This window comes from Lelliottia sp. 7254-16 (assembly GCF_002922995.1).
Taxonomy (GTDB): domain Bacteria; phylum Pseudomonadota; class Gammaproteobacteria; order Enterobacterales; family Enterobacteriaceae; genus Enterobacter; species Enterobacter jeotgali.
In genome coordinates, this window is the sequence record NZ_PQVS01000004.1 from 191913 (window position 1) to 205062 (window position 13150).

14 protein-coding genes are annotated in these 13150 nt (G+C 46.5%); 5 read left to right on the forward strand and 9 right to left on the reverse strand.

The genetic code is table 11. The annotated features are described in order from the left end of the window. Position 1: 1 nt before the first annotated feature. The gene (locus C3708_RS07845; RefSeq protein WP_101360962.1) at positions 2-1048 is read left to right on the forward strand and encodes a phage portal protein; all 1047 of its coding nucleotides are present in this window, start codon (positions 2-4) and stop codon (positions 1046-1048) included. Positions 1049-1430: 382 nt separating this feature from the next. On the opposite strand, the gene C3708_RS07855 is transcribed toward C3708_RS07845, so the two are convergent. From C3708_RS07855 to C3708_RS07895, 9 genes are all read right to left on the reverse strand, one after another. After that, positions 1431-4229: a hypothetical protein gene (locus C3708_RS07855; protein WP_103948591.1), complete on the reverse strand. Its 2799-nt coding sequence runs from the start codon at positions 4227-4229 to the stop codon at positions 1431-1433. A 57-nt stretch (positions 4230-4286) separates the two neighbouring features. Beyond that, positions 4287-6653, reverse strand: a complete 2367-nt coding sequence (locus C3708_RS07860) for a replication endonuclease (protein WP_233210400.1) — start codon at positions 6651-6653, stop codon at positions 4287-4289. After that, a complete protein-coding gene (locus tag C3708_RS07865) occupies positions 6650-7564 on the reverse strand; it encodes a DNA cytosine methyltransferase (protein ID WP_103948592.1) in 915 nt (304 codons plus the stop codon). The genes C3708_RS07860 and C3708_RS07865 overlap by 4 nt, the downstream gene beginning before the upstream one ends. After that, the gene (locus C3708_RS07870; RefSeq protein ID WP_103948593.1) at positions 7564-8535 is read right to left on the reverse strand and encodes a Dam family site-specific DNA-(adenine-N6)-methyltransferase; all 972 of its coding nucleotides are present in this window, start codon (positions 8533-8535) and stop codon (positions 7564-7566) included. The genes C3708_RS07865 and C3708_RS07870 overlap by 1 nt, the downstream gene beginning before the upstream one ends. A 1-nt stretch (position 8536) precedes the next feature. Continuing rightward, positions 8537-8758, reverse strand: coding sequence for a hypothetical protein (locus C3708_RS07875; RefSeq protein ID WP_233210401.1), 222 nt, complete (start codon positions 8756-8758; stop codon positions 8537-8539). An 84-nt stretch (positions 8759-8842) separates the two neighbouring features. Then, positions 8843-9073, reverse strand: a complete 231-nt coding sequence (locus C3708_RS07880; protein WP_103948594.1) for a phage filamentation protein Fil family protein — start codon at positions 9071-9073, stop codon at positions 8843-8845. Next, the gene (locus C3708_RS07885) at positions 9063-9272 is read right to left on the reverse strand and encodes a DUF4761 family protein (protein ID WP_103948595.1); all 210 of its coding nucleotides are present in this window, start codon (positions 9270-9272) and stop codon (positions 9063-9065) included. Before C3708_RS07885 ends, C3708_RS07880 begins: the two co-directional genes overlap by 11 nt. Before the next feature lie 10 nt (positions 9273-9282). After that, positions 9283-9486: a hypothetical protein gene (locus C3708_RS07890; RefSeq protein WP_103948596.1), complete on the reverse strand. Its 204-nt coding sequence runs from the start codon at positions 9484-9486 to the stop codon at positions 9283-9285. A gap of 9 nt (positions 9487-9495) precedes the next feature. After that, on the reverse strand, positions 9496-9840 hold the full coding sequence (locus tag C3708_RS07895) for a hypothetical protein (protein WP_103948597.1): 345 nt from the start codon (positions 9838-9840) through the stop codon (positions 9496-9498). An 87-nt stretch (positions 9841-9927) separates the two neighbouring features. Here C3708_RS07895 and C3708_RS07900 point away from each other — a divergent pair, with 87 nt between their 5' ends. From C3708_RS07900 to C3708_RS07915, 4 genes are all read left to right on the forward strand, one after another. After that, positions 9928-10230 carry a DNA-binding transcriptional regulator gene (locus C3708_RS07900; RefSeq protein ID WP_103948598.1) on the forward strand — a complete coding sequence of 101 codons (303 nt, stop codon included), beginning with the start codon at positions 9928-9930 and terminating at the stop codon, positions 10228-10230. Between the two features lie 104 nt (positions 10231-10334). Continuing rightward, positions 10335-11216, forward strand: a complete 882-nt coding sequence (locus C3708_RS07905) for a BRCT domain-containing protein (RefSeq protein WP_103948599.1) — start codon at positions 10335-10337, stop codon at positions 11214-11216. 39 nt (positions 11217-11255) lie between these two features. After that, positions 11256-12200, forward strand: a complete 945-nt coding sequence (locus C3708_RS07910; RefSeq protein ID WP_233210402.1) for a tyrosine-type recombinase/integrase — start codon at positions 11256-11258, stop codon at positions 12198-12200. 274 nt (positions 12201-12474) lie between these two features. Beyond that, entirely contained in the window at positions 12475-12975 is a 501-nt protein-coding gene (locus tag C3708_RS07915; protein ID WP_103948601.1) for a DUF4760 domain-containing protein, read from the forward strand. Positions 12976-13150: the final 175 nt, after the last annotated feature.

Sequence of the window (13150 nt, forward strand, 5' to 3'; positions counted from 1 at the left end):
CGTGAGCCGCAAAAAGCAAAAGTTTCAGGCCAGACCGCAGCCGGGTGCCAGCGAACAAACCGCAGGCATTGAGTCATTCAGCTTTGGCGACCCGGTAGCTATCACCGATCGCAGCATGTTGCTGGATTGCATGGAGTGCGCTGATAACGGCGTATATTTTGAACCACCGATCAGCCCCTACGGCATCGCCCGGATGTTTGATTCAACGGCCTATCATCAGTCGCCGCTGGTCTTTAAGCGTAATGTGATCACATCCTGCTACATCCCTCACCCGCTGCTGAGCAGACAGGAAATGAGCGCGTGGGTGCTGGATTATCTGGTATTCGGCAACAACTACATGGAGGTGCGCCGTAACATGCTGGGCGAGCCTATTGCGCTAAAACACGCCCAGGCCAAATATACCCGACGCGGCAGCGACCTGAAAAAAGATCAATACTGGTTTATCACCCGCCGTGATGCGGACTACCCATTCAAGCCGGGCAGCATCTGCCAGATAAAAAACCCCAGCATCCACCAGGAGATCTACGGCGCACCTGAATACATGGCCTCGTTACAAAGTGCCATGCTCAACAGTGAAGCGACCATGTTCCGCCGTAACTACTACATCAACGGCAGTCACGCCGGCGTAATCGTCTACCTAACCGACCCGATCGCCAACAACAAAGACGTTGAAAGCCTGAAAAAGTCATTGAAGGATGCACGCGGCGGCGGCGCTTTTAAAAACCTGTTCGTATACGCAGCAGGCGGGAAGAAAGACGGCTTGCAAATCCTGCCATTCAGCCAGATAGCGGCAAAGGATGAGTTTACCGGCATCAAGGACGCAACGCGGGATGATATGCTTGCCGCGCACCGCGTTCCGCCTCAACTAATGGGGGTGATGCCAGGCAACGCCGGGGGGTTTGGCGACGTTGAGAAAGCCGCCCGCGTCTTCTCCATCAACGAGCTGACGCCGATACAAGAAAGCCTGAAAGAGCTGAATGACTGGCTGGGCTTTGAGGTGATCCGCTTTAACCCTTACGCCCTCGCAACCCCATCAACAGCCGCCTGACAATTCAAAAAGATTGATGCCTCACCCTGCCAGAGGGTGAGCGCAACCAGCGCAAAAGCCAAACGCTACACTATCCCCTCAGCGCCACGCTGGCAGGGGCTTTTCTTTTCCACCCCCTCACCAGACCACAACGCAACCGCACCAAAACAGAGCCGCACAGACGCGAAAAAGGGTATTAACAGGTATACCCTCCTTACCCCCTCAGCGCGCGATGATTCCCCCGCCTCGCCCGCACACAAAACCCCCGCTTTTTTGTGCAATTGTGCAGACCACCGGAAGGCCTGCCCCGCATGGTCTGGCTTGATAAAATCCCCCCTAAAAAATTTGTGCATATCCGCAAGATATTGCGCAATGATTGTAAGGGGTCTCTCATCTCAGTTTTTTAAGATACATTGCTGTTATCAGGGTTCTCCGTTCTGCTACCGTTAATCAATTGCTCCATCTCTCTTTCTTGTCTTTGATTGATTAATTGACATGTCTCCTCTGATAGGAAATAGAGATTGCAAATGTGATTTGGCATCGCAACGATGTTAAAGGTGGCATTTAACATTGAATAAAGAAAAGGATTATCATCCTCAAACTTATATCGTTCTTTAACAAAACCAATATTTCCTTCAAAAATCTTTTCAAGATCAACCGTTAGGACTTCTTCTGATTTCTTCAATTCAAAATTATCTAATAAATCTAAATAATACAAACCAGAGCCATTCAAATTCAAATGACCTTCTTTATCATTAACCTTTAAACCTTTAGAGTGTCTAAAAGTATTCACTCTATCTTCAACCTTATATTCTATCGTGATTAATTTTTCAGTTGGTAACTCTTGAGGATCCTCAATGTTGATAATATTTGCAACATCTACATTGATGCTATGTAGTACACTACGAATCCATTCATATATCAACCACTGACTATGGTTGTGAATGTTCATTTCATAAGAAACCCCATCTATTGGAGGGATAACCTCCCTTTTATTGACCAAGAGATATGCTTCAATTCCTCTGACATCAATTTCTAAAGGGATTGCATCCAATGACAGAATTAGTTCGAAGTAGTTCTCCACAGAAAGTTTTATTTCCTTACTATATTTATCTACTAACGAAGGTTCTAACTCTGATTCGATAACATTGCGCAACACTAATGAATTTATAGAGGAAATAATTGATTCTAATTTAGTCACAATTTGTGCTTTATTATTCCCCTCGGATAACTCTTTATCAGTAATAAGCTTAAATAAATTGGCGAATGAATCACCGTTCAAGTAGGTTACAATCGAACTTAGTTCATGTGTTAATATTGAAGTTGCCTCTCGAAACTGAAATGCATCCCTAACAAATAAAAGATTGAACTGGTTATTATTAAAGGAGCTTTGCGTAAGCATAAATGCTATCATCTTATAAGTATCGTTCGAAACCGATCTCCACGTGGCCTCTCCATCCGGAATTTCTCTTATTTTAGTTTCTGCACCGAATACTGAAAACTCTTGGGGAATTGAAAATAACACATCATAAAGTTCTTTTTTATAATACAATTCTTGCAGGAACTTAGCATTTACCCAAGACTTTAATAATAAAATTAAATCTTTAAGCTCCTCTTTGTATTCATCCCCTTTTTTTCCTACATGTTCTATCCGCATAATTAATAAAGTTATAACTTCAAATAAGCAGCGTAACATTTTACGTTGCATTTCATTTAAGGAGTCATATTCAGTTTCATTACTAAGATCTAGATATTGCAATCTACTTGTCACAAAATCAGAATCAACTTTGAATGCCGCGTAATTCTTATAAACTAAGTTGCGTAAAACTGTTGATGTATACAAGTCTAAAAAAACATAATTTGACTCTTCCGCACGATACCTTACCCTGTGATCGAACTGTCTAAATATTCTGTTATAAAAATCGACAAAATTATTTTTACTATAAATATACCTTGCTAAATCTATTAACGACCTCATTATATTTGCTGCTTTTTCAAGGTTATTTTGGCTAATGGATTCAGATATCATTTTTTCAAAGAACTTTGCAAGCAAGGATGTTTTAACTAAATCTTTGTTATTTGATGATGTTAGTGACAAATCAATATTTTGTAATGTGTATAGGTAGTTTTCATTTGAGGTTAACTCATGAAAAATACGCACTCCAAAATCTAATGACCACTCATCACCATTCAGCAAACTGTTTCTAACGTTTTCCACCAGTGCTTCTTCAAATTGTTTAAACTCATTATAAACATAAGGGACAGAACTATAAGTAAGCCCGCTTCTCAATAAGGATTCAATTTCAGAAATGTGTGCCTCTGTTAAATTAGATTCAACAGCAGGAATTATTTTTATCGAGGAGTTTGATATAGGTGATAAAAATGACAAAGAGAAAAATAAGGTGGGATTATTTTCCAGATTAAATTCGTTTATTTTTATTGAAAGTTGGTTAAATACATCAGGACTATACCCTGAAATAACTATATCAGTGTCGTCAGGGAAAATACTTATCGTTATCGAGTCATCATTCCAGTAGAAAGCACTTTGATCATTACTGTAAAAATCACCCTCAGAGACTACTTGAGAAAATTCATTAGTAAGTTCCTGACGCTGATTGTTGATCTCGCTATATTTTAGGCCTGTTGTTCGTATCGAATCTAACAAAACCCCATTAATAACCCCTGGTTCTTCTGTTAAATGGTAAAGCCTGTAATACATTACACCATATTTAATAATAAAAAATAATGAAAAAAAAGACGAAATAAAATAACCAATTAAACCACTTCCAATAAGAAGCAAGAAAATACCACATAGAAGACTGCATACAGACTGAACGCTAAAGCCTAAGAAATTATATTCCCTTAGCAATAAAACTTTCGACAGAGGCTCAAAACCATGCTCTGATGTCTTAGAAACCTGATCGACAAACATTCCCATGAAGGTTATAGACAAAGCCGCTATAGTGCCATGTATGCCTAAAAAACTTCCCCATACGCCTGTGATCCAATTGAGATAGGGATTATTATAAAAAGACGGGCTAATTAGTAAGTATTTATAGGGTTCGATACAATAACGTGATAAATACATTCCAGCCAGAATTAAAATTGAAATCACCGAATAAAACGCTATAGTTTTCTTTACGTTATTATAGATGACAATTCCTGTTGGCTTGCCATTTATTTCTATTTTCCTAATACTCATAACCTATCCCAATTTGTGGTAAGCAGCAACTCACATAACGAGGCATCTTGTTTCGCCCTATCCATTTTCATACAAGGCCATTTTCAACCTTTCTAGTATTCTATCTCTATCTAAAATGTTCGCCATCTTTTGTTTAGATGGTCCGTTGAAACTTGTATCTGACCGATTTTTGAGCGTCAGACGCCCATCTTTGACCGCGAAGATGAGATCACCATAACCAATATGCGCACCCGCAATTATTGATTTTATCATTCCTACACTGGCATCAACTCCACGCAGTGTAAGCAGTTCTCTAACTAAGAGCTCTTTCACTGATAGCCCGGCACCCTCTTCCCGTTTCGGTGGCCGTTTTTTACGCTTACGCCGCACATCGTCACTTAGCCGCTGCGCCAGTTCTCGCTTTTCCTGCCGTGAAAGATCATCAAAATTCACCGTCACGCCCACTTCGTGATCGGCATGTTCAACACCGTCAGCACCTGTCGCGGGTTCCCGCGTATAGTTATTGACAGAACTCCGAGGGGCGGCGTTGCCGCCTGAAAAACCAACGTCAACGGCCACACCGTCAGCGCTTTGCCGCTTCGGCACGATTTTGTATTGAGCGGTGCGAGTGAAGATCAAAGAGTCGTCGCCCGAAATCGGGCAGTAGATACCAGTGATTCGCTGGACGTCATCGCCGTAGGCGTTGCCGTTTTCGGTGGTTGTGTAATTCAGACGGATCCGCAACTTATCGCGTTCAACCAACGGGCCACCCTGGGCTAACACATAGTTATCCCATTCGCCGCCGTTAGCGGCCTGTCGTGCCGGTTCCAGCTCAGGGTGTAATACCAGTTCACGATCGCCCAGGCGGCGAAGTTCGCGATACACCGTGACCGGCGCACCACCGATCTGCTGAAACTGGCGAATAGACCAGCGCGATGCCCACGCGCTTACTCGGAGTGACATTTCTTTCAGGTCTTCTCCGGTTTCGTCGTCTTTCTCACCATCCAGCGCGAAGCCGTCGATATTCTTCGAAATGTATTTCGCTATGTAGCCGGTTGCGCTTCCGTGGGCATCATCGATCGGCACAACCTGAAAGCGGTTTTCCTGCGCTCCTGGTTCGTTGCCGTCTTCTTTCAGGGCGTATTTACGGAAGATTTCGCGCGCCTGTTCGACACGTTCCGGGTGCATGAAAAGAAGTAAATGCCAGTGTGGCGTTGCATCGTGGTGCGGTTCCACCACACGGAAGCCAAAGACACGGATCCCTTTTCTCTTCCACGCGGCGCGGGTTCTCGCCCAGACCTTGCAAAGGTAATGCTGCGTTTCGCGCGGCGAAGCGCCAGCGTATTTGTTATTACGGCGCCCGTTATGCTGCATTGAGTGATAACGGGAAGGCGCTGTCAGCGTGTAGAAATCACCGGCCAGCCCTTCCAGCTTTGCCAGATCTTCAAATCCGCGCATTCGCGTCATGAGTTCGCGGCGGCGGTTGGCCGGATTTGCAACGCTACCGGCGACTTTATCGATCAGTGATATGCGTTCTCCCGTGTCCTGGTCTTCCAGTTCCATCGCCTTAAGGTATTCACGGTTAGCTTTTTTCTGGGCTAGCCATTCCGTTAGGCACGGGCCACTACTGTAAGGGGAGGATTTTTTCTGGACGTATCCCGATGCGATCATCAAATGCTCACGCCAGCGGGCATGGATACGGCGGAGACGGTTTAACCACCACTGCGGTGACTCAAGACGGAGAACCGCGCGTAACGCGTCCTCCGCTTCAAGTTCTTCTTTGCAATACGCCTTCCAGCCGGGGATCTGCGTTTTCAGATGCACCGCCAGCGACGCAATACGACCATAGCCAGAAAGCGCGGCGAACTCAGGATCGCCGGTGCGCGCCAATTGGTGATCGGACTCGCGTATAAACTCGCTCGTAAAAATATCGGCAAGCGTATAGGCCAGTCTTTTTAACTCCTTTTTCCCCGCCCACAACATACGGAAAAGCTGATCTCGGATTGGCAGCAGCACGCCAGGCATCACGCTGTCAGGCTGATAAACGCTATTCACGCTATCAATGCGCGTTAATACATGACGCTCAAAGGTATTAACCAGCCAATGATCTGCCGCTTTGCGGTCTTTCGCGTCCAGCGCATCCAGCGCATCCAGCTTCGCGGCATAGTGGCGGCGGACATACTGCGGAAGAGAAGCCAAACGGCGGCGCAGCAACTTGCTGCGCACCGGCTTTTCGTCTTCCGCTACCAGCTCACTAAACGCAATGTGCTTCCGCGTGCCGTCCGGCGTGAGATAGTCGAAACCATCCAGCCCCGGCGCTACATCAACGCCAATAGGCTGATATGGTTTGTTCCCGCCATAAGCGTAAGGGGTAGCATTGTCAGTGCTACCCGGATACGGCGGAGGTGGCGAAGGGGCGCGACGGCCACGGGTTGCCGTGGTCATTGCGCGATCTCCATGTAGGCTTTTAAGAAGGTTGCTGCTGCATAGATATTTACGGCGTTTCCGCTGGCGCGTAGTTTTCCCACTCTGGATGGAACCCCATTAGCCAGAGGCTTAAGGCCGGGTTTAACTGGCCTCCACTTTCCATCTCTGCAAAAGAGCCAGTCAGCAGATCCCCAGAATCCGTTAACCGGGCCGGGCCTGCTATCTGCGCTGTCACATCCAGCGTATCCGTTGACAGCTTCCCGTGCCGCAGCCTTCCCCCCTGATACCCGCCCTTTCCATCCCTCGCCGCAGGGGTGGGCCAGCCCGCAAGACAAGCAAAGTCCTGTAAGTTCGACTGCCGACCAGCCAGCTTCCTGGCGATCACCTTCTCTGCATCCTGATAAGCGTTCTTCGTATTGCTCGCGGTTGGAGTCGGCCAGCCAGTAAGTGCGCTCTCTGATATGCGGCGCACCGACGCCCGCAGACGGAAACGCCGACGCCCCGAAGGCATAGCCCAAACTTTCCATGTCAGTTTGTACAAGGTCGATCCAGTCTTCTGCATCTTTGCTTGAAGATTGTTCGCCAAATATAACGACAGGGCGTTGCTGGCCAGCAAGCCAATGAACGGCGGGCCATAGGTGCCGCTCGTCATCAAATTGTTTTCCTTCGCCTGCCTGGCTGAAAGGTTGGCATGGGCAACTTGCTGTCCACACTTCGCGATCGTCCGGCCATCCAGCGACGCGCAAGGCGCGCGGCCAGCCTCCAAAGCCAGCAAACAGGTGGACTTGTGAGAAACCTTTAAGGTCATTTGGGGTTACATCCTCAACAGAACGAGTGTCAACAACGCCGGAAGCTATAAGCCCAGCATCAATGAGATTGCGCAGCCACTGCGCGGCAAAGGGATCGATCTCGTTGTAATAAGCAGCCATTAAAATGGCTCCTCGTTATCGAACCCGCCCGCCGCAAACATCGCGTTATAAGTCGCATCCCCCATCACGGCGCCACAATCAGGGCAACCGCCGCCGAACCGCCCACAGCAATCGCAGACAGGCAGCACGCCGATCACTTCTTTGGCCTTCTGGCGGTTGTCTTTGTCAGTGCTGACGGAACGTTGCACGGTGATTTCGTGCAGTTTGAAAGGTTGATAAATCTCGCGGGTAGCTTCTGTATCGCTGTTGGAAATAACGACCTTCGCGCCATGCTTGCGGTTAACTTCCAGCAATGACTGGACTAACTGGCGGTGGTTATCTGCTAAAAATGATTCGCCGTAATATTGGGTAAAATCTGCCGTCTTACTCGTTGGCAGATACGGCGGATCACAGTAAACGACAACATCGCCGCCAGTGACGACCTGTAGAGAACGCTGGAACGGGGCGCAAAGAAATATCGCTTTTGTGTCGTTGGCTTTTTCGGCAAACAGGCGGATTTCATTTTCAGGAAAGAAGATGCTTTGATATTTACCAAACGGAACGTTAAAGCCAGTTTTGCGGCTGTACCGGCAGAGGCCGTTATAGCCATGGCGATTTAAATAGAGGAATTGCGCCGCGCGCATGATGCACGCCATTTCGGCACCATAGCGCAGCCCGCCACTTTTTACCTTGCCATGCTGCTTATTGAACGCGGCGCGGACTTCGCTATAACCCTGCGGGCTATTCTTACTGTTGAACAGTTCGCGGGCAGCGTCGATCACTAAATCCGGGTAGCGGGTAACTTCCCGATACAGGTTAATAAGATCCGGGTTGAGATCGGCCAGCACATAGCGGCGGTATTCAGTGGCGAGAAATACAGACGCACCGCCTACGAACGGCTCGATCAGGCAATCGCCTTTAGGCAAGTGCGGGAGCAAATCAGGAAGGACACGGGTTTTACCCCCTGCCCATTTGATGAACGGGCGGATCATTTTATAGAACTCCGTAAGGGGACGATGGAACAGCCGGACGCAATAACGCAGCGCTGAGACGCTGGCGCATATCGCTGATAAACTCGGAAACAGAAGGATCGGTAGATAACAGCGTTAATTCTCCAGCGCTGCGGGTTTTGATTGTTAACCCCTCTTCCTGAATAGCGGGTAAAAGGACATGAAGAATAAAATTATACTGGTCACGTTTTGACATGGCGGACATAGTATTACCCTCATTACATATGAGTTAATCCGCCGCCACTTGTTAAAGAGGCGGATAAAACAGAATTGATTTTTTAAAACCGAATTACTTAATTAGCTTTTTAAATAATTCAGCCAGAGTAAGCAGGAAGCCTTTATTTATTCTTTGGGTATAAATAAACGGCTTATTTTTACCTTTGATAAATTGAACCTTCGCAGGCTCGGGCTTAAAAAATCTCCCGTCCGGTGTTTCCAGCCAGCCGCGTGAGTTCTTAAAGTGTGTGACCTGGCAACCATGCTTAAGCAAGCTTGCCAGTGATGGGCTTTCATCGTGCATTGTTGCCCCCCCCTTGCTTGAACATCCCGTCAACAGTCTGCATTGCTTCTGCTAACGCAAAATCACGCCCGTAATAATCACCGTTGCTGGAGATACGATAAGAGTGCTTAAACGTATAAGGATTACGCGGACACTTCTGGATAGTGAAGCCTCGATATAAATATGAGTGACGACTCAACTGAATTAATTGCACTATCACAGAAAGCCCCTCACATGCCTAATTTAAGTAATTCACCATCGACTTGGCGGGCCACGTCTTTGGTTATTTTCTTAATCAATTTTTTATCCCTGATCATGAACTCGCCGCAATTGGTGCGAATCATGAAGCCCGTTTGCATATCCTTTAAATGTGAGTCCAGAATCTCGTTGCATTCCTTGACCCGTTGACTTGTTTCTTTGTTGACACTTTCCATAAACACCTCTTAAAAAGCGGCGGCTTTATCCAGATGATTGAAGCTGTCTAAATACATACGGGCGTAGTACGCCACCATGTTGACCTGTAGCAGCTCTCTGCGGCCTGGTGTAGTTCGTGGCACTAACGGCAGGTATCTGCGTTCCGCATCACTTTGAACCTGGCGCAAATCCATATCGTAGAACTCTGCAAACTCCTTCAAAGTCATGCGTGGCTTAATGCCTTTCTCAGTCAGATGAGCAAGGGCCAGCGTCTTGGCCTCACGTTCTTTCGTACCGCAAGCGGGTAAATCTGTGATTTTACGCACCTTTGAAGACGCAGCCTTTTCAGTGGTGCTTTTCCGCGTTGTCGTCATGGGCTATCCTTTACGATCGGTTTAGATTGGTTTTATTTGGGTACAAATACGTACCCTTGACCAAAGATTAGGGGACAAATACGTACCATGTCAAGCGACGTAGGAGAAAAGTTGCGACTCATTCGTGAAGCCGAAGGGTTAAGCCGTGATGAGTTTGAGCAGCTCACTGGCGTTCCGGCCGGTAATACAAAGCGTTATGAGACGGGAAGAACAAAGAGTATTGGCAGTGAATTTCTGATAATGATTACTCAGCATCCGAGGTTTACTAAATATGCGCTTTGGTTGATGACCGATCAGATTGCACCAGAGTCCGGGCAGATATCCCCGGCTCTCTCCCCTGATGGGCAAAACAAAACATCCAGCTCCCCAGACGATCAGAAGGTTGGTTAACTGTCTACAAAATCTATAAGAATTGGGGTTCTGGCGGTATATGCTTTGAAAGAAACATGTGGGTATAGAAGACTGTTTTAATTGAAATTTAAATGAGACTAGGTATGGAAACTGAATACAGCAAGTTCAATTATGTTCGTAACAAAGACAAGCTTTTAACGAATCTGATCAGCTTAATTGATGGGATTTTAAGTGATGGAAAGATTACTCAAAACGAAGTGCTTTTCCTTGATACATGGCTCATAGAGGCCGACGTAATAAGCCGCAATTATTGTGTCCGTGCCATACGTAACAGAGCAGCGGATATCCTTGCGGATGGCGTGGTAACTGAAACTGAACTCAAGTTTTTTAAGGCTGACCTCCTCAAAATTCAAAAACAACTTCTTGATACTCCTAGCCTGGATCTTTACTCAGAAGAAGCAGATCGCCACCTGCTAGAAGGTCTTTGCAAAGGTATGCTTGCAGATCATCAATTGCTTGATGAAGAGATTAAATATCTCAACTGGTGGCTAACTAGTAATGGAGCCTTGAAGAACAATTATCCGGGCAAAGAGTTGTATCAACTCGTTTCAGAAATACTGAAAGACGGAGTCATTACCCCCGAAGAAAGAGAATCACTGAAAGAAGGACTCATTGCATTTACCGGTTGTGATTTGGCAAGCGGAGTTGTTGATGGAATGTCCACGCGATTACCTATAGATCCCATTGAATCACTTGATTTTTCTGGAGCCGTTGTATGCCTCACTGGTGACTTTCTTCACGGCAAAAGAAGTAAATGTAAAGCAGATATCGAAGCAGCAGGCGCAACGGTATGCGACACCGTAACAATGAAAATCGACTATCTCATTGTTGGTACTCTAAGTTCTAAGGATTGGATGTATCAAAGCCATGGTAGAAAAATAGAGAAGGCTGTTGATTACAGAGATAATAAAAATATTCCTCTAAAAATCATCAGTGAAGAGCAATGGCAAAACCTCATGGTCTAGCCTGCGATGACAATAAAATCATTAGGCTCGGGTGGCTGGATGGTAGATGTGCGCCCCCAAGGGCGTACAGGAAAGCGTATCCGCAAAAAATTCACTACCAAAGCAGAAGCTCAGCAATATGAGCGCTGGGCTATTGCGACACACCATAACAAAGAATGGGTTGATAAGCCCAGGGATCGCAGTTCGCTCACGAACCTCATAACTCTCTGGTGGGATCGCTGCGGCAGCACTCTTAAAGATGGTGATAACCGCCATATAAAACTAAAAGCGACCGATCGACGGTTAGGCTTCCCGCGCGCAATCGACGTTACGCCCGAAGCTTTCGCACAGTATCGCGCCCAAAGAATAAGCGAGGGCATCGCACGTAAAACGGTGAACAACGAACACCGTGATTTAAAGGCGATGTTCAATAAGCTTCGCGAATTGGGGTTGTTTCACGATCAAAATCCGCTCACTGAATTGAGCGAACTTAAGTTACCGCAGACAGAATTAGGCTTCCTTACCAAAGACGCGATCCGCCGCGTTTTGTCAGCGTTCGAAGGTGACAATCTCAAAGCAGCAAAGCTATGTCTTTCGACCGGCGCACGCTGGAACGAAGCCGCAAGGTTGACACGCGATCGCGTTTACAGTGATCGCGTGACATACACCGAAACGAAAAACGGCCAGCACCGGACTGTACCTATTACGGCAGACCTCGCGAAAGAAATCACTGAGGGCGAAGGCCGGTTGCTCTTCCCTGATATTGATTACGATCTAGCCCGTAAAATCCTAAAGCGCGTTGCCCCAGAAATCCCCGCAGGGCAGGCAACACATGTTTTTCGCCATACCTTTGCCAGCCACTTTATGGCGAACGGCGGAAACATCCTCGTTTTACAGCGCATTCTTGGGCATTCCAGCATTAACCAGACGATGGTTTACGCGCACTTCTCCCCCGATCACCTGGCGGATGCGGTTACGTTAAATCCTCTGGTTAACCTGGACTAATTCCATTGGGTGGCATCAGAATCTAGACAACATTGCTTATGAGATTGTTGATGTTAGTTCGTCTTAGTTCGTCTTCGTAGCACTTGCGAAGATACAACCGGGGTTATAGAATCACCACATAAACAAATTTGTTGCAAACATCGGTTGGCTTAGCCGACTGACCAAAGGAGGATAGTATGAAAAAATTTGATGAGTTCGACGGTTTCTAACTTAAACCTTCTTACATGCGGAGCCTAGGCTCCGCTTTTTTTTGTCTTATGGCATGGAGCTGCGCATGGCATTGAGTCCTACGACCTGGCAAGTAATCAGTAATGTTCTGGTTTTTGGAGGTATTTGCACTGCTGTACTGACTATCAGATACAACGTGAAGATGGCGCGTAAAACTCAGACCGCAACATTTCTTTTCGAGAGCCGGAAAGATAACGAATATGTAGAGAGCCTGCACACTCTTCGACGCATTCGTGATTCAGGGAAATCTTTTCGTTCTTATGTGTTCCCCATCGCGGGTTCACTCTCTGATGCCGAAACAGCTGAAGGCCGTCAGATCCAGTACATCCTAAATTTCTACGAGCGTGTGGCCGTTAGCATAAAAGCAGGCATCTATGAAGAGGACATGATTAAGCAGGCATCCTACACCACCGTACTGGATACTTACGAAACCGCAGAACCATTAATCAAGGCCTTGCGAGAAAAGCTTCGGAGCACTCTCACTTATCAGGAATTTGAGTGGCTACATAAACGCTGGAAGGGCAAACCGCCGAAGAGTAATAAATAATCTCTGCGAATAAATTGAACGACAAAAATTATCGCAGAACGACCACATGCAGAAAACTACTGATCCACATTTTGACCACACAGGATTGATTTAGAGGGGTTTTGATTGGTTTTAATGGGGGGTTAACTGATTGATTTGGATATAAGTTGTTGTTTTAGAAAGGCTGCAAAAGGGG